Here is a 19,362-nt window from a genome sequence, read left to right on the forward strand (position 1 = left end):
CCCCCCTCCGCCTCCCCCATGGCGACGAAGTGCACACGGTGGCGGATATGCGGCGCGAATAGCCGCCGCAACGTGCACTTCGGCGGAGGCGGAGGCGGGCGGAGGTGGAGGCGGGCGGAGGAACGCGCGGGTCAGGCGGGGAGGAGGGTGCGGGTGCGGAGGCCGTCGAGGAGGGCGGCGAGCTGGCCGGCGGGGGCGGCGACGTCCTCCGGGTGCCACTGCACGGCGAGGACCGGGGCGTCGCGGTGCTCCACCGCCTCGATGTGGCCGTCGTGGGAGCGGGCCGTGACCGCGAGGCCCGCGCCGAGGACATCCACGGCCTGGTGGTGGGCGCTGCGGACCTCGACCGTCGGCTCTCCGAGGAGCTGCGCGACGCGGCTGCCCGGCTCGACGTTCACGGCATGGGTCGTGAGCACCTGCGGGATCGGGACGCCGCGGTTGACGTGGCCGCACTCCTCGCCGAGGTCCTGGACGAGCGTGCCGCCCAGGGCGACGTTCACGATCTGCAGGCCGCGGCAGATCCCGAGCAGGGGCGTCCGCCGCTCGAGTGCGGCGAGTACCAGCGCGATCTGCGCGGCGTCGGCCACGGGCAGATGCCGGGACTCGTTCGGATAGCCGGTGGCGGCGCCGTAGAAGCCGGGGTGGATGTCCTCCCCGCCCACGATGACGATCGCATCCGCCGAGGCGGTGGCCGCGAGCAGCGCCTCTGTCCCGTTGTCGGCGGCCAGGCGCTCGACGCTCCAGCCGTGGGACCGCGCTTCGGCGATCACATTCCCCACGAGAAGCTGCACGTAGTCGTGGTAGGCGGGGTCGTGGGAGCGGACCCGTGTCGCCTCGACGACGGCAAGGGTCGGCTGCGGGGACATGCGCTCCTCCTCTCGACCGGACTCCTCCATCCCACCAGCAGCCGGGCGTGTTCGCACGGACCCCCGTAACAGGCGGAAACACTGGCAGGGCCCGGGTCGCCCGCATAGACTCGGCTGAGTATCAGCTGACCCCGAGAGAGTGGGTGCATGCCCGTGCGACGTCTGCTGACCGGGGCGCTGCTGGCGCTGGGACTCATCGCCGGACCGAGCGTGCTCGCGGCCACCCCCGCCGTCGCGCAGAGTCCGGTCGATCTCGGCCCGAGCCACATCGTCGACCAGTCGCACGTGCTGAGCAGTGCCGACGAGGCGCGCATCTCCGACGCGGCGAAGAAGCTCTACGACGACCACCGCATCGACCTCTACGTCGTCTACGTCCCCACCTTCACCGACCCGACCGAGGCGGCCGACTGGGCCAACGAGACGGCCGCCCGCAATGGACTCGGCCAGCGCGACTACCTGCTGGCCGTCGCGACCGACGGCCGCACCTACTACCTGTCCGGCGACGACGACGGACCGGTGAGCGCCGATCAGCTCGACAGCATCGAGCAGAACGACATCGAGCCGAAGCTGCACGCGAACGACTGGGCGGGAGCCGGAGTCGCCGCCGCGACCGGACTGGGCGATGCGATGGGCGGTGGGAGCGGCGGCGCGGTCTTCTTCTGGGTGTTCCTCATCGGAGTGGTCATCGTCGGCGTGGTCGTCTTCGTGCTCGTCCGCTCCCGCGGCACGCGCAAGAAGCAGGCGGCGACCGGTCCGGCGACGCCACAGAGCGAACTGCAGACCATCCCCCTCTCCGAGCTGGAGCGTCGTGCCGGGTCAGCCCTTGTGCAGACGGACGACGCGATTCGCACGAGCGAGGACGAGCTGGGCTTCGCCACCGCCCAGTACGGGGCGGACGCGGTGATTCCGTTCCAGGCCGCGCTGGACACGGCCAAGGGCCAGCTGCGCGAGGCGTTCAGTCTCAAGCAGCGCCTGGACGACGCGGAACCCGACACGGACGAGCAACGGCGTGAGTGGAACATCCACATCGTCCAGCTGTGCGGCGCGGCGAACCAGGCACTGGACGCCCAGGCGGACGCGTTCGACGAGCTGCGGGCGCTGGAGAAGCGCATCCCGGAGGCCACGGCCGAGATCACCGCGCAGGCCACGGCCCTCCGTCAGCGACTCACGACGACCCGTGCCACGCTCGACCGCCTCGCACAGACGTACACCGATGCGTCGCTGGCGACCGTGCACGACAACATCGACCAGGCCACCCAGCGCCTCGACTTCACCGACACGGCGCTCGCCGGAGCCGCGCAGAAGGCGACCGCCGCCGATGCCGGAGCCGCCGCGGTCGGCATCCGCGCCGCCGAGGAGTCGGCCGATCAGGCCGGGCTGCTGCTCGACGCCGTCGACCGGCTCGGCGCCGATCTGGCGGCGGCTCAGCAGTCGCTGGACGGCACCCTCGCCGAGCTGCGGAGCGACATCGCCGAGGCGAAGGCGCTTGCCGCCTCCAGCGACCCCGGCGGCACCATCGCGGCGACCGTCGCCGGAACCGAGCAGACGGTCGCCGACGTGCAGGCGAACCTCTCCGCCGGACGGGTCAACCCGCTCGAACTGGCCCACCGGCTCGACGCCGCCAACCGATCCATCGATGGCGTGCTCCAGGGGGTCCGGGACGCGCGCGCCCAGGCCCAGCGCGCACAGTCGGCGCTGCAGCAGACACTGCTCACCGCGAAGGCACGAGTGTCGGCGTGCGAAGACTTCGTGACCGCCCGGCGCGGGGCCGTCGGACCGGAGGCCCGCACCCGGCTCGCGGAGGCGGCCCGGCTCGTCGTCCAGGCCGAGCAGACAGCGGCGACGGATGCGGTGTCCGCACTCGCTCAGGCGCAGCGGGCATCGCAGCTGGCCGACGAGGCGACGCAGCTCGCGCAGCAGGACGTCGGCGGCTTCCAGCCGCAGATGGGCGGCATGGGCGGAATGTTCGGCGGCGGCACGTCCGGCCGCGGCGGAAGCGGCGCCATGGGCGCCATCCTCGGCGGCATCCTCATCGACTCCGTCCTGCGCGGCGGGATGGGCGGCGGCGGCTTCGGCGGGGGCGGCTTCGGCGGGGGCGGCGGAGGCGGCTTCAGCCCGGGCAGTTTCGGCGGAGGCGGCACACGCAGCCGGCGCGGAGGCGGACGGTTCTGACCGTTCGCCCGGCACGATTCACCAGCGCCCATCGGGGGCGGAAACGAAAGGAAGAGCACATGGCGAAGCAGTCCATCTTCGGGCGGATCTCACAACTGCTGCGGGCGAACGTCAACGCCCTCCTCGACCAGGCGGAGGACCCGGAGAAGATGCTCGACCAGATGGTCCGCGACTTCACCAACAGCATCGCCGACGCAGAGAGCGCGATCGCCGAGACCATCGGCAACCTGCGGCTGCTCGAGGACGACCACCGCGAAGACGTGGAGGCGGCGAGCGAGTGGGGCGACAAGGCTCTTGCCGCGAGCCGTCAAGGCGACCAGTACCGGGCGTCGGGCGACACGGCCAACGCGGACAAGTTCGACAACCTCGCCAAGGTGGCGCTGCAGCGGCAGATCTCGTCGGAGAACGAGGCGAAGGCCGCCGAACCCCAGATCGCCGCGCAGACCGAGGTCGTCGAGAAGCTGAAGACCGGCCTGAACCAGATGAAGGAGAAGCTCGAGCAGCTGAAGAGCAAGCGCTCCGAGCTGATCGCACGGGCGAAGAGTGCGCAGGCGCAGGCCCAGGTGATGGATGCGGTGAAGAGCGTCGACCTGATGGACCCGACCAGCGAGGTCTCCCGCTTCGAGGACAAGATCCGCCGCGAAGAGGCCAAGGTCCGCGGGCAGCAGGAGCTCGCCGCCTCCAGCCTCGACGCCCAGTTCGAGCAGCTGGACGACCTGGGCGAGCTGACCGAGGTGGATGCGCGGCTCGCCGCCCTGAAGACCGGCGGAGCGGCTGCCGGCTCGCAGTCCGCCGTGACCTCGGGCTCCGAAGGGTGAGCGCCGCGTCGTTCCTGGTCGTCCCGCAGTGGCAGGGGTCGGCCTCGTCGCGGGCGATGAGACTCATCGACGGCGCCGAGGCCATCCGCGGCGACCTGCCCGCCGCACGCACCCACCAGGTGCCGGTGCCCGCCGCGGCCGGCGAGTCCCTGGGGACCGGGGTCAACCGCTTCTCGTCGCTGACCGCCGTCCGGGATGCGACGGAGGCGGAGCTCGCCCTGCTCGAGGGCCCGGTCATCACGATCGGCGGCGACTGCGGCGCCGAGCTCGCGGCGGTCCAGCACGCGATCTCGACGCGTCCCCCGGGTGAAGTCGCGGTGGTGTGGTTCGACGCGCACGGCGACCTCAACGACGTCGACTCGTCGCCCTCCGGCGCCTTCTGCGGGATGGTCCTGCGAGCGCTTCTGGGCGATGGACCGGACGGTCTCGCCTCCGCCGGGTCCAATCTCCTCACCCCGGCGCAGGTGGTGCTCGCCGGCACGCGTGCGCTCGACGACGGCGAGTCGCAGTACGTCGACGCGCACGGCATCCCGGTGATCGAGACCGCGGGACTGGACGACCCCGAGGCGCTCGTGCGCGCGGTCGCAGAGACCGGCGCGACTTCGGTCTATGTGCACATCGACCTCGACGTGCTCGACCCGTCGGCGATCGACGGCATCGGATCGCCCGAGCCATTCGGTGTGCTGCCGGAGCGGCTCACCGAGGCGATCCGGGCCCTGCGACGCCGCTTCGACCTCGCAGGAGCAGGGCTGATGGAGTTCGCACCCGAGTCGCCGGACGCCGCCGAACACGACCTCGCGGTCATCCTGCGCATCCTCGCGTCGCTCACCGGGCCGACCGCCTCGCAGCTGGCGCCGGCGGGCGGGGAGGGACGATAGCTTGGGAGGCATGAGCGAGCCCAAGATCCTCACCGAGCGGCGGGGGCACATCCTGCTGATCGGGCTGAACCGCCCCGACAAGCGCAACGCGGCCGACTTCGAACTGCTGAGCCGGCTCGCCGACGCGTACGGCGAGCTGGAGCGGGACCCCGAGCTCCGCGTGGGGCTCGTCCATGCGGTCGGGGACCACTTCACCGCGGGCCTCGACCTCGCCGACCTCGGTCCGCGGATCGGCGCGGACGGCCTGTCGTTCGTGGGCGAGAACGGCGTCGACCCGTGGCAGGTCTCCGGCCGTCAGCTGACGAAGCCGGTCGTGATCGCGGTGCAGGGCACCTGCCTGACCCTCGGTATCGAGCTCATGCTCGCGTCCGACGTCGTGGTCGCCGCGTCCGGGACCCGGTTCGGGCAGATCGAGGTGACCCGCGGCATCCTGCCGTTCGGCGGCGCCACCCTCCGGTTCCCGCGTGCGGTGGGCTGGGGCAACGCCATGCGCTACATCCTCACCGGCGACATGTTCGACGCAGCCGAGGCATACCGGCTGGGGCTGGTCCAGGAGGTCGTGGAGGACGGCGCTCAGTTCGGCCGGGCGCTCGAACTCGCCGAGCGGATCGCCGCGCAGGCGCCGCTCGCGGTGCAGGCCGCACTGGCCAACGCCAAGCGGGCGGTCCGGGAGGGGGATGCGGCCGCCGAGGCCGAGCTGCAGCCGGCCCTCGTCCGCTTGTCCGGCAGCGAGGATGCCCGCATCGGCATGGAGGCGTTCCTCACCCGCACCGAGGCGCGGTTCGTGGGCCGCTGAGACACCATCCGTTCGGCCCCGCACGACGAATACAGGCGAGCGGCACCGCCGCAGAGCAGGAGAAGGCATGAGCGAGACCAGAGACTACGACGTCATCGTGATCGGGGCGGGGGCGGTCGGCGAGAATGTCGCGGATCGGGCCGTCCAGGGCGGCATGAAGACCGTGATCGTCGAAGCCGAGCTGGTGGGCGGCGAGTGCTCGTACTGGGCCTGCATGCCCTCGAAGACGCTGCTCCGGAGCGGCGCGCTGGTCCGGGCCGCGCAGAAGGTCGGCGGCGCGCGGGAGGCGGTGACGGGTCCGCTCGATGTGGCGGCGGTGCTCAAGCGGCGCGACGACATGACGAGCAACTGGCAGGACGACGGCCAGGTTAAGTGGCTGACCGGCGCTGGCATCGACCTCGTCCGCGGCTGGGGCGTCATCACGGCGCCGAAGGAGGTCACCGTGACGGCCGACGACGGCACCGTCACCGTGCTCCGGGCTGCGCACGCTGTCGCGGTGGCGACCGGATCGGCGGCGCTGATGCCCGACATCCCGGGCCTGCGCCAGAGCGAGCCGTGGTCGAGCCGGGAGGCGACGAGCGTCCAGCGCGTGCCCGTCTCGCTGGCCATCCTCGGCGGCGGTGTCGTCGCGACCGAGATGGCGACCGCGTACGCGGGGTTCGGCACCGAGGTGCACCTGATCGCGCGGAGCGGCCTGCTGGGCGTCGAGGAGCCGTTCGCCGGCGAAATGGTGGCGGACTCGCTAAAGAAGCTGGGCGTCCACCTCCACCTCGATTCCGAGACCTCGAGGGTGGAGCGCACCGATGAGGACGGCTTCCGGCTGGAGCTCGGCGACGGGACCGTCATCGAGACCGACGAGTTCCTGGTGGCGACCGGCCGCCTCCCGCGCACCTTCGACCTGGGGCTCGACGCGCTGGGCCTTGAGGAGGGCGCCTGGCTGAACGTGGACGACAGCATGCGCGTGCTCGGCGCGGACGGCGAGGTGCTCGACGGCGGCTGGCTGTACGGCGTCGGCGACGTGAACCACCGCGCGCTGCTCACCCACCAGGGCAAGTACCAGGCCCGCGCCGCGGGCGACGCGATCGCCGCTCGGGCGACAGGCCGGGATGTGTCTTTGGAGCCGTGGGGAGCGTTCGTCGCGACCGCCGACCACGAGGCGGTTCCCCAGGTGACGTTCACCGATCCGGAGGTGGCGTCCGTCGGGCTCACCGCGGCCAGGGCCGAGAAGGCCGGCTACCGGATCCGGGTGGTGGACTATTCGATCGGCGGCGTCTCCGGGGCGTACGTCGTCGCCGACGGGTACGAGGGCCAGGCACGCATGGTGGTGGATGAGGACCGCAAGGTCGTCCTGGGTGTCACCTTCGTGGGGCAGGATGTCGGCGAGCTGCTGCACTCGGCCACCGTCGCGGTCGTCGGCGAGGTTCCGCTCGACCGGCTGTGGCACGCCGTCCCGTCCTACCCGACGGTCAGCGAGGTCTGGCTGCGGCTGCTCGAGGCGTACGGGCGGCCCTCCGAATGACCGGGGACGCCGGCGGCGGAGTACTCGCCCGGGTCTTCCTCGACTCCCCCATCAGCCGCCTCGGATACCTCTACGCGTCCGCTGTCGGGCACGCCTGGGGCTTCCTCTGGAGCACCGGCCGTATCGAACGGAGGGCCGGTCTCACGGTCTTCCGCGGGATGCCCAAGCGGACCTTCGGCCGGGGCGGGTCGTGCGTCGGCGGGGTCTACCTCACCGACCACAACGTGAGCGACGACGTGCTGGAGCACGAGGCCGTGCACAAGCGGCAGTGGCAGCGCTACGGGATGCTGTTCCCGTTCCTCTACCTTCTGGCGGGACGCGATCCGCTGCGCAACCGATTCGAGATCGAGGCCGGCCTCGAGAAAGGCGGCTACCGATGACCCGCACCATCGTGATCACCGGGGCGAGCTCCGGCATCGGAGTGGTGGCCGCCGAGCGGCTGGCCTCGGGAGGCGACGAGGTCGCCGTGGTGGGCCGCAACCCCGAGCGGACCCGTGCTGTCGCCGAGCGGATCGGTGCGACGCCGTTCCTCGCCGACTTCGAACGGCTCGACGACGTCCGGGCCCTCGCCGCCGCGCTCCTGGACCGCTACGACAGCATCGACGTGCTCGCCAATAACGCGGGCGGTCTCAACCACGATCGGCAGCTGACGGTGGACGGGCACGAGCGGACGATCCAGGCCAACCACCTGGCGCCGTTCCTGCTCACCGCGCTGCTGCGTCCCCGGCTCCTGGAGACCGCCGCCACGGGCCGGGAGGTGCGGGTGGTGTCGACCGCCAGCCTGGCCAACCGCTTCGGCAGCCTGCGCATCGACGACCTCGACTGGGAGCGCCGGCCGTGGCAGGGCGGCTGGCGGGCGTACGGCACCGCGAAGCTGGCGACGATACTGTTCGCATCCGAACTGGCGGAGCGACTGACCGGGACCGGCGTGAGCGCGTACTCGTTCCATCCAGGAACCATCGCCACCAACTTCGGCAACTCGTCGCCGCTGATCCGGCTCGGGCACCTGGTGACCCGCAGCACGTTCGGCATTCCCGTCGAGGCGGGCGCCGCTCCCCTCGTCTGGCTCGCCGGGCCCGGTCAGGTGGGCGCGCCGAGCGGCACCTACTTCGACCGGCTCACCGCGAACGGCCGCACCAATCCGCAGGCGAAGAACGCGCAGCTGGGCCGCGATCTGTGGGCTGCGAGCGAGGCTCTCGTCGGCCTCGACGTCCCGGCCTGACGCCTGACGCCTCGCGCTCCGCGCGACGCATCTGGTTGACGCAACACGCCGTTCGGCCGCCTCGGCACACGGCGTGTTGCGTCAACCACATAATCCGTGGGACGCAACACGCCGTTATCCGCGCGGCTCTACGGCGTGTTGAGACCCATGGATGCGCGGGTCAGCGGGTGGCGGGAGTCAGGATCGCGTCGGGAGACATCCCGGCCGAGTGGATGAGGTGCTCGCGCACCTCCGTCGCCAGGGTGTAGCCGCCGGCCACGATCGCGCGGGTCTCCCCCGGGCCGTCGCACAGCATCTCGTCGCACCAGGCGCGCACCGCGCGCGTCCCGGCTTCGCCGTGCGCGCAGCGCTCACCGGTCCCGGGGCGCCCGCTGCGGTCGGCGCGCGTGAGCCAGGTGACGGTCATGCGCAGCGGGGTCGCGAGCTGGGCGATCTGCGACGCGTCCTCGACTTCGACGAAGACGCGACCCCTGGCGCACAGCGGCAGGAGGGCCAACTCGGCCTCCAGCTCCGTCAGCGACGTCTCATCGCCGACGACGAGGAACTGCACGCGGTCGTCGGCGTGCGCGGTCGAGGCGGTGTGGGTGGCGTGATCGGGACGGTGCATCTCGCTGTCCACTATAAGGCGAGCCTTACCTGACCACCGTCGGCTCCGAGCCCATCCTCAGCGAACGCTGGCCGCATCCCTTCCGGAGGTCGGGGGTTCGCGGCATGATCGGAGCATGCAGCCCTCCGCGTCGTCCCCGGTCGCTCCCATGCTCGCGAAGGCCGTCCCTAAGGTGCCCGCGCCCGACAGCGTCGCCGGCGGCCTGAGCTACGAGCCCAAGTGGGACGGGTTCCGCGCCCTCATCTACGCGGCCGACGCCGGAGACGGAACCGTCGGCGATGTCGAGATCGGCAGCCGGGGCTCGAAGATGCTGACCCGGTACTTCCCCGAACTCGTGGAGGCGTTCCAGCGGCTCCTCCCCGGCCCGTGCGTCCTCGACGGGGAGATCGTCGTCCCGACCGGCGAACCCGGACGGCAACGGCTCGACTGGGAGGCGCTGTCGCAGCGCATCCACCCCGCCGCCAGCCGCGTGAAGCTGCTCGCCGAGCAGACCCCGGCGACCTTCGTCGCGTTCGACCTGCTCGCGATCGGCGACGAGTCGTTCCTCGACCGGCCGTTCGCCGAACGGCGTGCAGCGCTGGAGGACTTCGCGGGCGAACTGCCCGCGCCCCTCCAGCTGACCCGGACGACGACCGACGAGGACGTGGCCCAGCGCTGGCTCGTCGAGTTCGAGGGAGCCGGGCTCGACGGCGTCGTGGCGAAGCCACTGGCCGGTCCCTACGCGCCCAACAAGCGGACGATGCTGAAGATCAAGCACCACCGAACCGCGGATGTCGTCGCGCTCGGCTACCGGATCCACACGAGCGGCCGCGGTGTCGGCTCCCTGCTCGTCGGGCTCTACGGCGACGACGGCGAGCTGCGCAACGTGGGCGGAGTGTCCGCCTTCACCGACGCGAAACGTCTCTCCCTGATCGACGAACTGGAGCCGCTCGTGGAGCGCGACGACAGCGGCGCCGCCGTCACCGGAGCGACCGACCGCAGCCGGTTCTCCGGCAGCAAGGACGTGTCCTTCGTGCGCCTTCGGCCCGAGCGGGTCCTGGAAGTGCGCTACGACCAGATGGAGGGGATGCGGTTCCGCCACACCGCGCAGTTCGAGCGCTGGCGTCCCGACCGCGAGGCGCGGTCGTGCACCTTCGAGCAGCTCGACCGTCCCATCGCCTACGACCTGGGCGACGTGCTGACCTGATCGGACGGCGACCGCCCCGCTAGGACTTCTTGGCCCGGCTCGGCTGCACGCGCGGCGGCTCCCCGGGCATCTTCGGGTAGTCCGGCGGGAAGGGCAGCTCGCCCAGCCCGTTCGAGAGGTCGCGCTCCCACCACCCGAGCAGCTCGTCGATGCGACCGGGACTCTCCGCGAACGCCTCCCACGGGTCGCCGACCGTGCGCAGCCGCTCCGGCATGGTGAGCACCGTGAACTGCTCCGGCGACACCTGCCCGAGCTCGTCCCACGTGATCGGAGCGGAGACCGGCGCGTGGGCCAGCGCGCGCGGGCTGTAGGCGCCGGCCATGGTCCGGTCGCGGTTCGCCTGATTGAAGTCGACGAAGATCCGCTCCCCGCGCTCCTCCTTCCACCAGGCTGTGGTGACCCGGTCGGGCATGCGACGCTCCAGCTCGCGGGCAGCTGCGATGACGGCGTGGCGCACGTCGAGGAACTCGCGGACGGCCTCGATCGGTGCGAAGACGTGCAGGCCGCGGTTGCCCGACGTCTTGATGAATGCGGTCAGCCCCGCCTCCTGCAGCACCTTCCGCAGCTCGATCGCGGCAGGGATCGCATCGGCGAACCCGGTCCCCGGCTGCGGGTCGAGGTCGATGCGGAGCTGGTCCGGGTTGTCCGAGTCCTCGGCGCGCGACGGCCACGGGTGGAACACGACGGTGTTCATCTGGGCGGCCCAGACGGCCGCCGCCGGCTCGTCGATCACGAGCTGGGGATGCGACCGGGCACTGGGATACACGACCGGCACCGCGCGGACGTAGTCCGGCGTGCCGCGCGGAGGATTCTTGGAGAAGAACTGCTCGCCGTCGATCCCGTCGGGGAACCGCTGCAGCGACACCGGACGGTCGCCGTTCGCCCGGACGAACGCCTCGCCGACCTCGACGAGATACGTCGCCAGGTCGAGCTTGGTGATCCCCGGCTCCGGGAAGATCACCCGGCCGGGACTGGAGATACGCACCTCCCGGTCGCCGTGGGGCCCGGGAACCGTGAGGACAACCGCATCGCTCGCCATTCGACCACCGTACCGGTCGAACCGGCGATGGCCGCGATGTGAATTCCTTGTGCGATGCAGCGGGCCCGCTTACGGGTGCGCTCAAGTGGGCCACAATGGCAGGGCAGGCGTTCATCTCCGAGCGCGCTGCAAGTGGTCTTCGAGAAGAGGTGCATGACCCTGAGGATCGTGAGCTACAACCTCCGCAAGCACGCGGCGAGTGGCGAGCTGGATGCCATTGCGCAGGACTACGACGTCGACGTGCTCTGCCTGCAGGAGTGCGACAGCGAGGCGCTGCCGCAGCGGCTGCACCATCTGGCACTCGCCGACACCACCCGCGCCAACCGGCTGGGACTCGCCGTCTACGTCCGCGACGACCGCTTCGAGATCCTGCACTCGCAGGTCTTCGCCGTGCAGAAGTCTCTCCACGACCGCGTCCTCGCTCCGGCGAACGAGCGTCTGCTGGCCGTGCACCTGCGCGACCGCGACAGCGGCGAGGACATCCTCGTCGGCTCCTTCCACGCCGCACCGCTGACCGCGCTCAACTCGCTCCGTCGCAAGCAGATCGCGGCCGCCCACGACGGCATGCGCTCGCTCTCGCCCGACACGCCGGCGGTGATGGTCGGCGACTTCAACTACCCGTGGTTCATCCGCGGCCTCGAGCGCCACCTGACCACCTCGGGCTACACCCTGAAGCGCACGACCCAGCCGACCTACCTGCGTTACAAGTTCTTCTCCGGGTACTTCGACTTCGTCACCTCGACGGGCTTCGAGATCGAGCGAGTGGATGTGCTGCCCGCCGGCGCCTCGGACCACCGGCCCATCCGGCTGGATGCGGAGCTCGCCGCCTGACCCGGCGGTCGCGCCCGCACGCTGGCAGGATGGTGATGTGACCGACACCGTCCCCTCCGCCCTGCTCGTCATCGACCTCCAGAAGGGCGTCATGCCCGGCTGCTTCGACGCCGACGGCGTCCTGTCCCGCGTCCGTCAGCTCGTCGACCGGGCCCGTGACACGGCCACTCCGGTGGTCTGGGTGCAGCACGAGGAGGACGGGATGGAGGAGGGCAGTGTGCCCTTCGAGCTCGCCGACGGCCTCGTTCCTGCGGATGGCGAGCCGCGCATCCTGAAGCACTACCGCGACGCCTTCGCCGACACCGACCTCGACGAGGTGCTGGAACGCCTCGACGTCGGCCGCCTGGTCGTCGCCGGCGCCCAGAGCGACTACTGCGTCCGGACGACGGCGCAGAGCGCGGCCGTCCGCGGCTTCGATGTCGTGCTCGTCTCCGACGCCCACACCACGACCGACACCGAGTGGGAGGGTGTGGAGATCACCGGCGAGCAGATCGTCGCGCACACGAACCGGTACTTCGACGGCCTCCGCTATCCGGGGCAGCTGTTCGGGGTCGAGGAGGCCGCCTCCGTCGCGCTCTGACCCGTTCAGGGCGAGACGTCCCGGGTGACCCGCCTGAGGGCTCGTCGTGCCGCGGGGCCGGGCGTACGGTGAGGGCGTTCGACGACGGGGGTGGTGTCCGTGGTGGTTCCCGCGTGGCTGACCGGGTGGCTGGCAGGCGACGACTACACGATCGCCCGCGAGATCCTCGAGCGCGGCGTCGCGGCGCTCTACCTGACCGCGTTCGTGTCGGCGGTGAATCAGTTCCCGGCACTGCTCGGCGACAACGGGCTGCTCCCGGTCCGTCGTTTTCTGCGGCACCCGTACGCGCGAAAGCAGCCCACCCTGTTCCGCCGGCGGTACTCCGACGGGATGCTGCGGGCGGTGGCCTGGACGGGCGCCGCGCTCTCCGCGCTGGTCGTCGTCGGCGTCCTTCAGGCCGCACCGACCTACGTCTTCGTGCCGGTGTTCCTCGTGATCTGGTTCCTCTACCTGTCGATCGTCAACGTCGGCCAGACCTTCTACGGGTTCGGCTGGGAGAGCCTGATCTGCGAGGCGGGCTTCGTGGTCGCCTTCCTGGGGGCCTGGGACACCGCTCCCCCGATCACCATCGTGTTCTTCGTGCGCTGGCTGGTGTTCCGGCTGGAGTTCGGGGCCGGCATGATCAAGATGCGCGGCGACCGCTCGTGGCGCGACCTCACCGCGCTCTACTACCACCACGAGACCCAGCCGATGCCGAATCCGCTGAGCCGGACGGCACACCTGCTGCCGAAGTGGTGGCACCGCGTGGAGGTGCTCGGCAACCACTTCGCGCAGCTCATCGTGCCCTGGTTCCTGTTCGCGCCGCAGCCGGTCGCGAGCGTCGCCGCGGGCGTCATGATCCTGACGCAGCTGTGGCTCGTGCTCACCGGCAACTTCGCGTGGCTGAACTGGATCACCATCGTGCTCGCCTTCGCCGGGATCAGCGACTCCGTGTGGTCGTGGATGCTGGGCGGCGCCGCAGTGGGCGGCATCGGCTCCGCCACCGTCCCAGTCTGGTACGCCGTGGTCGCCGTCGCAGCGACGGTCTTCCTGGTCGTGCTCAGCTGGCCGCCGTTGAAGAACCTGTTCTCCCGCCGCCAGCTCATGAACGCCAGCTTCAACCGCTGGCACCTCGTCAACGCGTACGGCGCGTTCGGAAGCGTGACCAAGGAGCGCTACGAGGTCGTGGTGGAGGGGACGGCTGATGACCCCCATGACCGCCAGGCCGAGTGGCGGGAGTACGCGTTCAAGGGAAAGCCGGGGGATCCGCACCGCCTCCCCCGGCAGTTTGCGCCGTACCACCTGCGGCTGGACTGGCTGATGTGGTTCCTCGCGCTCGGCTCCCGCGACTCCCCGTGGTTCGAGGTGTTCCTGCTGCGGCTGCTGGAGGCCGACCGCCCGACGCTGAAGCTGCTCCGGCACGACCCGTTCGCGGGCGAGCGGCCGCGGGCGATCCGGGCCCGCATGTTCCTCTACCGCTTCAGCACGAGGGCCGAGAAGCGCGAGTCGGGTGACATCTGGGTGCGCTCCGAGGTCGGCGAGCTGGTGCCCCCGGTGAGCCTGGCCGACGGTCAGTAGCCGGTGCGCTCGTCCTCGAGGCGGGCGAGATCGCGCCAGATCAGGAGCTTCAGACGCGCAGGCTTCTCACGTTCGTAGTCGTCCTTGAGCGCCTCGGCACCCGAGAACGCGTCCAGACCGGCCTCGATCGCTCGGCCCACCTCGTCCCAGGCGTCCTTCCTGCCGCGCTCGACGAGGGCGAGCAGCTCCTCCTCCGAATCCGCTTTCGCCCGCAGCTGCTGCGCGAGCGTGACGGCCGCATCCCGCCGCAGTCGCAGGTTGTCCGCATCCACCCGCCGGTAATCGTGCGGATGCGTGGCGTCGCCGCCCAGCTTCTCGGCGGCCTCCAGCTCCTCCTCGATGCGGCCGGCGGCGACGCCCTGCTCGGAGGCCAGTTCCCGCAGCATCGCGGCCGCCTCCATGGCGTGCAGCGCCGGGTCGTACGAGTTGCCGTACTGGATGGTGTCGACCACGATGTGGTTCTTCACCGCCATGCGGGTGGCGTAGTCGGCGAGGAGCATGCCCTCCTCGACCGACTGGTCGAGGGTGGGCGCGACCGGCTGGGGCAGGGCGTCCTCGTCGAACGGACGCGTCCGCGTCGTCTTCTCGACGCTCCTGCGGAACCATTTCGGCCAGCGCATGGAACTCCTCGATACCGAAGCGCCGGTCGCGGCGCCGCCCCTCCATTCTGTCCGATCGGGCGGCGCTTCGAACGAAGGTGGCCGGTTCAGCTGCTCCCGAAGTAGGCGTTCGCGCGCCGGGTGAACAGGAGCGCCATGATCAGGAGCGCCCAGAGGATCTGGATGATCCCGTTCGCCAGCTGCGAGGCGAACAGCAGCAGCACGCCGTTGACGATGTCGATGATCATCACGACCGCGACGACCGCCCTGGCTCCGGAGCTGCCGCGCAGCAGGCCCCGTGCGACGATCACGATGATCACGCCGAGGATGATGGAGATGATGGCGGCGGTCGTGATGCCCGCAAGGGCGGACGAGTTCCCGCCCTGCACCATCGAATCGCGCGTGATGAGGATGATCACGCCGCCGATGATGTTCAGGATGCCGTTGATGTAGGTGAGGACGGCCACGAGTGTGACCGATCCCGGGCGTTGCGCCATATCGTCCCCTTGCCTTCTCCGGTCGCTTCTCCGGTGGTCGCTTCACCCGGTAGCTTGGCGGATATGGCCGGTTACCGCTACGAGTTCGAGGCAGAGCTGTTCCGCTGGGCATCGCGGCGCGAGCTGTGGGTGTTCGCCCGGCTCCCCCTGGAGGTGTCGGAGGAGATCCGGCTGCAACCGCATCCACCCGCCGGTTTCGACTCGGTCAAGGTGGCCGTGACCCTGGGCGGGTCCCGCTGGTCGACGTCCATCTTCCCGGAATCGGACGGCACCTACGTCGTCCCGATCAAGAGCGCGGTGCGCAGAGCGGAAGGCGTCGAACTGGGCGACCGCGTGCGGATCGGCGTCGAGACGCTGCTCTGACGTCTCGCCGCTACTTTGCCCCCGACATGATCGTGTTCAGGGCGAGCACGATGATGAGGCCGTTGAAGAAGTAGCTGAGCACCGAGTGCCAGACGATCGTCCAGCGCAGGCGCGTGCTCAGTACCTCCACGTCCGAGGCGGCGAACGTCGTCCCGAGGGTGAAGGCGAAGTAGACGAAGTCGACGAAACGGGGATCCGCCGGCGGCGCGTTCTCGGGATGCGGGAAGCGCAGCATCGGCTCGGCCGCAGAGTAGTAGCGCTGGTAGTAGATCTGCGCGAAGCCCCAGTGCAGGAACCCCCAGGCGAGGAGCATCGACCAGACGCCCACGAAGTCCGCGGCGGAGCCGATCTGCGGGTCGTTGTGGAGGGCCAGCACCTGGATCGCGGCTCCCAGGCCGATGAGGCTGGCCAGGATGGTCGCGGTCATCGAGACGAGGCGGGCGACACGTCCGGTCTCCCACCGTGCCGGCCGTCCTCCCGGAACCGCGGGTCGCTTGGCTGCCCGGCCGAGCGCCACGAGGACGACGATGAGGTAGACCGTCCCGATACCGCACCACGACGCCAGCAGGAGGAGCGAGGTGGCGTCGTCCTCCGACAGCAGGAGGAACCAGACCCCCACGACGATCATCGCCAGCTGCGCGACGAGGCTGGCGGCGAAGCCGACGACCACCATCGGCCGCCTCACGGGCGCGCTCTGCGACATATCTGGATGCTAGCGGTGCGATCGCGCATCCCGGCGCAGGGCAGGATGGAGTGGTGCAGCCGCTTCTCGTCGTCGCCGCCGTCATCCGCGAGGGCGGAGGCGGGGATGCGCGCGTGCTGGCGTGCCGGCGTGCTCCGGACAAGGACGCCGCCGGGTGCTGGGAGTTCCCGGGCGGCAAGGTCGAGGCGGGCGAGTCGCCCGAGTCGGCGCTGGAGCGGGAGATCCGCGAGGAGCTCGGTGTTCGTATCCGGGTCGGCGGGCTGCTCGACCGGACGGTGACGGATCGCGCGGACGGTCGCGCGATCGACCTCGCCTGCTACGACTGCCGGCTGGACGGCCCCGCACCGATGGCGAGCACCGACCACGACGAGTTGCGGTGGCTGCCGCTCGGGCAGCTTTCCCGGCTGGACTGGGCGGAGGCCGACGTGCCCGCCGTGACGATGCTGACCGCGCGCGCCGCCATGATCGAGGAGGACGTGTGAAAGCCCTGTACTACGAGCGGTTCGGCGGCCCGGTGGAGGTCGCGGAGCTGCCCGACCCGGCGGTGCCTGCGGGCGGAGCGGTCATTCGCGTCGAGGCCTCCGGCCTCTGCCGCAGCGACTGGCACGCCTGGGTCGGGCACGACGACACGGTTGTGCTCCCGCACGTGCCCGGGCACGAGTTCGCGGGGGTCGTCGAGGAGGTGGGGGCCGGCGTCACGAACTGGCGGCCGGGCGACCGGGTGACCGCGCCGTTCGTGAACGGCTGCGGCGAGTGCGAGTGGTGCCGGGCCGGGGCAGCACAGGTCTGCCCGCGGCAGACGCAGCCGGGCTTCACCCACTGGGGATCGCACGCCGAGCTCGTCGCCGTGACCGCCGCCGACACGAACCTCGTCCGGCTCCCCGACGGGCTGGAGGCCGATGCGGCGGCGGCGCTCGGCTGCCGGTTCGCGACAGCCTTCCGGGCGGTGACGGCGCGTGCGCGCATCCAGCCGGGCGAGTGGCTCGCCGTGTACGGCGCAGGCGGAGTCGGCCTCAGCGCGGTGATGATCGCGGCGTCCCTGGGTGCGCGCGTGATCGCGGTCGACCGGTCCCCCGCGGCCCTCGAACTCGCCGCCCGACTCGGCGCTGAGCGAACCGTGCTCGCGAGTGCCGATGCGCCGGACCGCATCCACGATGCGACGGACGGCGGCGCCCACGCCGCAATCGACGCGGTCGGTTCGCCCGAGACGGCGAGCGCCGGAGTCCGCTCGCTGCGGCGACGCGGCCGCCACGTGCAGGTCGGGCTGCTGGCCGCGTCCGTTCCGGACCTGCCGCTCGACCGCGTCATCGGGTGGGAGCTGGACGTGCTCGGCAGTCACGGCATGGCCGCGGCCGACTACCCCGCGATGCTCGACCTCGTTGCCGCCGGGACGTTGCGCCCCCAGCAGCTGGTGACCCGTGCCGTCGGCTTCGCCGAGGCCGCGCGACTGCTCGCCACGGCGGACTCCGCGCCTCCCACCGGCATCGCCGTGCTGCATCCCGCCGGCTGAGGCAGGCCCGGCCGCGAGCGGTGAGTCGCTGCCCTTTCGCTCGCCGAATCGCGACAACATGTCGCCACTCGCCACGGTGGTTTCCGCCGGCTGAGGCAGGATGAGCACATGCGCATCGCCGACTACTCCCGACCCGACACCGCCGCCGCCCGCGCGGCCGAGGAGATCGCGGCGGACTACCACTCGCCGTCGCTGCTGAACCACGTGCAGCGCTCCTGGCTGTGGGCGGAGGGGTTCGCCGCGCTGCGGGGATTCGAGCCCGATCATGAGCTGCTCTTCGTCTCCGCGCTGCTCCACGATCTCGGCATCACCCCCGAGTTCGACAACCACACTCTCGCCTACGAGGATGCGGCCGGGCACGTCGCAATCGCCCTCACCGCGGGTGCCGGCTGGCCCGCCGGGCGCCGCGTCCGGGCGCACGAGGTGATCGTGCGGCACAACTGGCCCGAGGTCGACCCCGCGATGGATGTGGAGGGCCACCTGCTCGAAATCGCCACCGCACTCGACATCTCGGGTGCCCGAGCGGACGACCTCCCGCTGGAGTTCCGCCGCGAGGTGCTCACCGCCTACCCGCGGCTCGACCTGGCCGCCGAGTTCGGCGGGTGCGTGGCCGACCAGGCCGAGCGCAAACCGACCACGTCGGCGCGCCGGCTGGTGGACGGCGGCGTGCAGCGGAAGCTCCGCGACAACCCGCTGGAACGTATCCTCGAAGGGTGATCGTCGCCCCTCCCGAGCCCGCCGTCCTGCCGGCCGCCGCCCTGCCGGCCGCCGACTGGCGAGCCCGCGAGCGCGCGCACGCCGAGCGGGCCGACGCGCTCACCGCCGGCCACCGCGAGCGGGCCGCCCGCGGCGAGAAGCACCCGGTGTGGGATTTCCTGTTCGCGTACTACTCGTACTCCCCCGCGCAGCTGCGGCGCTGGCATCCGGGGCCGGGCGTCGAGCTGGAGGATGCCGCACGGGATGCGCGTGCGACCTGGCGCTGGTACGCGCCCGGGTCGGCACCCGGCTCCCTGATCGTCGATCGTGCCGCGCTGGAACAGGAGAAGGCGCCGCTGCTGCGTACCGTCGAGCGCATCCTGCGCCTGACGGCCTCCCGGCCCGGACGCTTCGGCTGTTTCGGCCTGCACGAATGGGCGATGGTCTACCGGCAGGACGAGCACCGCCATCCTGTTCCGCTGCGGCTCGGCCGGGACGCGACCGACGCGGTCGTCGAGACCCACGAACTGCGCTGCACCCACATCGACGCGTTCCGCTTCTTCACCCCGGACGCCGTCCCGCGGAACCGCTACCAGCCCACCCGCGAGACGCAGCCCGAGCTCGAACAGCCCGGCTGCCTGCACGCCGGGATGGATGTCTACAAATGGGCCATGAAGCTCGGGCCCCTGGTGCCCGGAGAGCTCCTCCTCGACGCGTTCGAGCTGGCCCGCGACATCCGGCTGCTCGACATGCAGGCGTCGCCGTACGACATGCGGCCGTGGGGAGCAGAACCGGTCGCCATCGAGACGCCGGAGGGCAAGGCCGAGTACGTGCGACGGCAGCGCGTGTTCGCGGAGCGGTCCAACGCGTTGCGGTCGCGCATCCTCAGCGCGTGGTCGCCCGAAGGTGAGCCGGCGGCCTGA

General features: G+C 71.2%; 22 protein-coding genes. 16 read left to right on the forward strand and 6 right to left on the reverse strand.

The window, feature by feature from the left end:
• Positions 1 to 131: 131 nt before the first annotated feature.
• Complete coding sequence (locus tag P3F85_RS10590; RefSeq protein WP_374007335.1) at positions 132 to 866, reverse strand: gamma-glutamyl-gamma-aminobutyrate hydrolase family protein; 735 nt, start codon at positions 864 to 866, stop codon at positions 132 to 134.
• A gap of 147 nt (positions 867 to 1,013) precedes the next feature.
• Here P3F85_RS10590 and P3F85_RS10595 point away from each other — a divergent pair, with 147 nt between their 5' ends.
• From P3F85_RS10595 to P3F85_RS10625, 7 genes are all read left to right on the forward strand, one after another.
• On the forward strand, positions 1,014 to 3,038 hold the full coding sequence (locus P3F85_RS10595) for a TPM domain-containing protein (protein ID WP_374007337.1): 2,025 nt from the start codon (positions 1,014 to 1,016) through the stop codon (positions 3,036 to 3,038).
• Between the two features lie 59 nt (positions 3,039 to 3,097).
• The gene (locus tag P3F85_RS10600; RefSeq protein ID WP_374007339.1) at positions 3,098 to 3,856 is read left to right on the forward strand and encodes a PspA/IM30 family protein; all 759 of its coding nucleotides are present in this window, start codon (positions 3,098 to 3,100) and stop codon (positions 3,854 to 3,856) included.
• Positions 3,853 to 4,734, forward strand: a complete 882-nt coding sequence (locus P3F85_RS10605; RefSeq protein WP_374007341.1) for an arginase family protein — start codon at positions 3,853 to 3,855, stop codon at positions 4,732 to 4,734. Before P3F85_RS10600 ends, P3F85_RS10605 begins: the two co-directional genes overlap by 4 nt.
• A 10-nt stretch (positions 4,735 to 4,744) precedes the next feature.
• Positions 4,745 to 5,530, forward strand: coding sequence for a crotonase/enoyl-CoA hydratase family protein (locus P3F85_RS10610; protein ID WP_374007343.1), 786 nt, complete (start codon positions 4,745 to 4,747; stop codon positions 5,528 to 5,530).
• 67 nt (positions 5,531 to 5,597) lie between these two features.
• Complete coding sequence (locus P3F85_RS10615) at positions 5,598 to 7,049, forward strand: NAD(P)/FAD-dependent oxidoreductase (RefSeq protein WP_374007345.1); 1,452 nt, start codon at positions 5,598 to 5,600, stop codon at positions 7,047 to 7,049.
• Entirely contained in the window at positions 7,046 to 7,429 is a 384-nt protein-coding gene (locus P3F85_RS10620) for a Fe-S oxidoreductase (protein WP_374007347.1), read from the forward strand. The genes P3F85_RS10615 and P3F85_RS10620 overlap by 4 nt, the downstream gene beginning before the upstream one ends.
• Positions 7,426 to 8,271 (forward strand): SDR family NAD(P)-dependent oxidoreductase, encoded by an 846-nt coding sequence (locus P3F85_RS10625; protein WP_374007349.1) that lies wholly within the window; start codon positions 7,426 to 7,428, stop codon positions 8,269 to 8,271. The genes P3F85_RS10620 and P3F85_RS10625 overlap by 4 nt, the downstream gene beginning before the upstream one ends.
• Positions 8,272 to 8,431: 160 nt before the next feature.
• On the opposite strand, the gene P3F85_RS10630 is transcribed toward P3F85_RS10625, so the two are convergent.
• Entirely contained in the window at positions 8,432 to 8,878 is a 447-nt protein-coding gene (locus tag P3F85_RS10630) for an SIP domain-containing protein (protein WP_374007350.1), read from the reverse strand.
• A gap of 115 nt (positions 8,879 to 8,993) precedes the next feature.
• Between P3F85_RS10630 and P3F85_RS10635 the strand changes: the two genes are divergently transcribed.
• Positions 8,994 to 10,064 carry an ATP-dependent DNA ligase gene (locus P3F85_RS10635; protein ID WP_374007352.1) on the forward strand — a complete coding sequence of 357 codons (1,071 nt, stop codon included), beginning with the start codon at positions 8,994 to 8,996 and terminating at the stop codon, positions 10,062 to 10,064.
• Between the two features lie 19 nt (positions 10,065 to 10,083).
• Here the strand turns inward: P3F85_RS10635 and ligD are convergent, their stop codons facing one another.
• Positions 10,084 to 11,103 (reverse strand): non-homologous end-joining DNA ligase, encoded by a 1,020-nt coding sequence (gene ligD, locus P3F85_RS10640; protein WP_374007354.1) that lies wholly within the window; start codon positions 11,101 to 11,103, stop codon positions 10,084 to 10,086.
• Between the two features lie 153 nt (positions 11,104 to 11,256).
• Between ligD and P3F85_RS10645 the strand changes: the two genes are divergently transcribed.
• The 3 genes from P3F85_RS10645 (at position 11,257) to P3F85_RS10655 (ending at position 14,071) form a co-directional block, all read left to right on the forward strand.
• Entirely contained in the window at positions 11,257 to 11,934 is a 678-nt protein-coding gene (locus P3F85_RS10645; protein WP_374007356.1) for an endonuclease/exonuclease/phosphatase family protein, read from the forward strand.
• Positions 11,935 to 11,971: 37 nt separating this feature from the next.
• Positions 11,972 to 12,514: a cysteine hydrolase family protein gene (locus P3F85_RS10650; RefSeq protein WP_374007357.1), complete on the forward strand. Its 543-nt coding sequence runs from the start codon at positions 11,972 to 11,974 to the stop codon at positions 12,512 to 12,514.
• Positions 12,515 to 12,604: 90 nt separating this feature from the next.
• The gene (locus P3F85_RS10655) at positions 12,605 to 14,071 is read left to right on the forward strand and encodes a lipase maturation factor family protein (RefSeq protein WP_374007359.1); all 1,467 of its coding nucleotides are present in this window, start codon (positions 12,605 to 12,607) and stop codon (positions 14,069 to 14,071) included.
• On the opposite strand, the gene P3F85_RS10660 is transcribed toward P3F85_RS10655, so the two are convergent.
• Positions 14,065 to 14,691, reverse strand: a complete 627-nt coding sequence (locus tag P3F85_RS10660) for a hypothetical protein (RefSeq protein ID WP_374007361.1) — start codon at positions 14,689 to 14,691, stop codon at positions 14,065 to 14,067. The two genes, P3F85_RS10655 and P3F85_RS10660, sit on opposite strands and share 7 nt — an antisense overlap.
• Positions 14,692 to 14,777: 86 nt before the next feature.
• Positions 14,778 to 15,167 carry a hypothetical protein gene (locus P3F85_RS10665; protein WP_374007363.1) on the reverse strand — a complete coding sequence of 130 codons (390 nt, stop codon included), beginning with the start codon at positions 15,165 to 15,167 and terminating at the stop codon, positions 14,778 to 14,780.
• A gap of 63 nt (positions 15,168 to 15,230) precedes the next feature.
• Between P3F85_RS10665 and P3F85_RS10670 the strand changes: the two genes are divergently transcribed.
• The gene (locus tag P3F85_RS10670) at positions 15,231 to 15,530 is read left to right on the forward strand and encodes a DUF1905 domain-containing protein (RefSeq protein WP_374007365.1); all 300 of its coding nucleotides are present in this window, start codon (positions 15,231 to 15,233) and stop codon (positions 15,528 to 15,530) included.
• A 10-nt stretch (positions 15,531 to 15,540) separates the two neighbouring features.
• Here P3F85_RS10670 and P3F85_RS10675 read toward each other — a convergent pair whose 3' ends face one another.
• The gene (locus P3F85_RS10675) at positions 15,541 to 16,233 is read right to left on the reverse strand and encodes a DUF1345 domain-containing protein (protein WP_374007367.1); all 693 of its coding nucleotides are present in this window, start codon (positions 16,231 to 16,233) and stop codon (positions 15,541 to 15,543) included.
• 53 nt (positions 16,234 to 16,286) lie between these two features.
• On the opposite strand from P3F85_RS10675, the gene P3F85_RS10680 reads away from it, so the two are divergent.
• The 4 genes from P3F85_RS10680 to P3F85_RS10695 all read left to right on the forward strand — a co-directional run bounded on the left by P3F85_RS10680 (position 16,287) and on the right by P3F85_RS10695 (position 19,362).
• The gene (locus tag P3F85_RS10680; RefSeq protein WP_374007369.1) at positions 16,287 to 16,715 is read left to right on the forward strand and encodes a (deoxy)nucleoside triphosphate pyrophosphohydrolase; all 429 of its coding nucleotides are present in this window, start codon (positions 16,287 to 16,289) and stop codon (positions 16,713 to 16,715) included.
• Positions 16,712 to 17,743, forward strand: coding sequence for a zinc-dependent alcohol dehydrogenase family protein (locus P3F85_RS10685; RefSeq protein WP_374007370.1), 1,032 nt, complete (start codon positions 16,712 to 16,714; stop codon positions 17,741 to 17,743). Before P3F85_RS10680 ends, P3F85_RS10685 begins: the two co-directional genes overlap by 4 nt.
• Positions 17,744 to 17,851: 108 nt before the next feature.
• Entirely contained in the window at positions 17,852 to 18,460 is a 609-nt protein-coding gene (locus P3F85_RS10690) for a cyanamide hydratase (protein WP_374007371.1), read from the forward strand.
• A complete protein-coding gene (locus P3F85_RS10695; protein WP_374007373.1) occupies positions 18,457 to 19,362 on the forward strand; it encodes a 3-methyladenine DNA glycosylase in 906 nt (301 codons plus the stop codon). Before P3F85_RS10690 ends, P3F85_RS10695 begins: the two co-directional genes overlap by 4 nt.

Source organism: Leifsonia sp. T36S-04, from assembly GCF_042465655.1.
In the GTDB taxonomy this organism is placed as follows: Bacteria; Actinomycetota; Actinomycetes; order Actinomycetales; family Microbacteriaceae; genus Leifsonia.

Bases quoted from the DNA above. Each gene is read 5' to 3' on its own strand.
- ligD (WP_374007354.1), bottom strand. From the start codon at position 11,103: ATGGCGAGCGATGCGGTTGTCCTCACGGTTCCCGGGCCCCACGGCGAC.
- P3F85_RS10615 (WP_374007345.1), top strand. From the start codon at position 5,598: ATGAGCGAGACCAGAGACTACGACGTCATCGTGATCGGGGCGGGGGCG.
- P3F85_RS10690 (WP_374007371.1), top strand. From the start codon at position 17,852: ATGCGCATCGCCGACTACTCCCGACCCGACACCGCCGCCGCCCGCGCG.
- P3F85_RS10645 (WP_374007356.1), top strand. From the start codon at position 11,257: ATGACCCTGAGGATCGTGAGCTACAACCTCCGCAAGCACGCGGCGAGT.
- P3F85_RS10620 (WP_374007347.1), top strand. From the start codon at position 7,046: ATGACCGGGGACGCCGGCGGCGGAGTACTCGCCCGGGTCTTCCTCGAC.
- P3F85_RS10625 (WP_374007349.1), top strand. From the start codon at position 7,426: ATGACCCGCACCATCGTGATCACCGGGGCGAGCTCCGGCATCGGAGTG.
- P3F85_RS10675 (WP_374007367.1), bottom strand. From the start codon at position 16,233: ATGTCGCAGAGCGCGCCCGTGAGGCGGCCGATGGTGGTCGTCGGCTTC.
- P3F85_RS10590 (WP_374007335.1), bottom strand. From the start codon at position 866: ATGTCCCCGCAGCCGACCCTTGCCGTCGTCGAGGCGACACGGGTCCGC.
- P3F85_RS10595 (WP_374007337.1), top strand. From the start codon at position 1,014: ATGCCCGTGCGACGTCTGCTGACCGGGGCGCTGCTGGCGCTGGGACTC.
- P3F85_RS10630 (WP_374007350.1), bottom strand. From the start codon at position 8,878: ATGCACCGTCCCGATCACGCCACCCACACCGCCTCGACCGCGCACGCC.
- P3F85_RS10635 (WP_374007352.1), top strand. From the start codon at position 8,994: ATGCAGCCCTCCGCGTCGTCCCCGGTCGCTCCCATGCTCGCGAAGGCC.
- P3F85_RS10670 (WP_374007365.1), top strand. From the start codon at position 15,231: ATGGCCGGTTACCGCTACGAGTTCGAGGCAGAGCTGTTCCGCTGGGCA.
- P3F85_RS10610 (WP_374007343.1), top strand. From the start codon at position 4,745: ATGAGCGAGCCCAAGATCCTCACCGAGCGGCGGGGGCACATCCTGCTG.
- P3F85_RS10600 (WP_374007339.1), top strand. From the start codon at position 3,098: ATGGCGAAGCAGTCCATCTTCGGGCGGATCTCACAACTGCTGCGGGCG.
- P3F85_RS10660 (WP_374007361.1), bottom strand. From the start codon at position 14,691: ATGCGCTGGCCGAAATGGTTCCGCAGGAGCGTCGAGAAGACGACGCGG.
- P3F85_RS10665 (WP_374007363.1), bottom strand. From the start codon at position 15,167: ATGGCGCAACGCCCGGGATCGGTCACACTCGTGGCCGTCCTCACCTAC.